Genomic DNA, 624 nt, shown 5'->3' with positions numbered 1-624 from the left:
ATAACAAGCGCTTCAACGGGACAAATAAAGCTTAGCTCCCGTCGCTGCGCTCCTAAATTTTAGCTAAGCTAATTATTTGCCCGTTAAGCGGGCGTTATATGCCTAGAGGGAAAACGTGAGCAAAGTATTTCATCTGCTATTCATCTGTTTACTTATTTCGTTCCGGGCAAACTGTACAGAATTAACAGAAGCCATTTCTAGCAATAATGAACCTTTGGCTTTGAAGCTGATTCATAAAACAGTAGATTTGAACGCACAAGGTAAATACGGAGCTACCGCGATTTACTTGGCTTCGCTAAGAGGGCAGCATAAAGTTGTAAAAAAGCTTTTGTCGTTAAATGTTGATTTAGAGATTCTTGCTGAGAACGGAGAAAATGCTTTACACCCTGCCGCAGATAAAGAGCGGTTTGAAATTGCTGAAATGCTATTGAAAGCGGGTATAAATCCAAACCAAGTAAATAAGCATGGTGACACACCATTAAACTACTTTGGCAAGAACTCTAAACATCCAATGGCTCTGCTTTTAATTAAGTATGGTGCAATAAGGAATTAAGAACGTTCGGCATATAACAAGCCAATAAAGTGGGACTGCTAAAGCTTGGCTCGGTTTCGCTTCGCTACACA

General features: G+C 40.2%; 1 protein-coding gene. It reads left to right on the top strand.

Annotation, left to right across the window (positions count from 1 at the left end; translation table 11 throughout):
* Positions 1 to 115: 115 nt before the first annotated feature.
* Positions 116 to 553, top strand: coding sequence for an ankyrin repeat domain-containing protein (locus J7384_RS19235; protein WP_209116146.1), 438 nt, complete (start codon positions 116 to 118; stop codon positions 551 to 553).
* The last annotated feature ends 71 nt before the right edge of the window (positions 554 to 624 follow it).

This window comes from Endozoicomonas sp. G2_1 (assembly GCF_017744155.1).
In the GTDB taxonomy this organism is placed as follows: Bacteria; Pseudomonadota; Gammaproteobacteria; order Enterobacterales; family Alteromonadaceae; genus JAGHQT01.
This window is presented reverse-complemented; position numbering and strand designations above follow the sequence as displayed.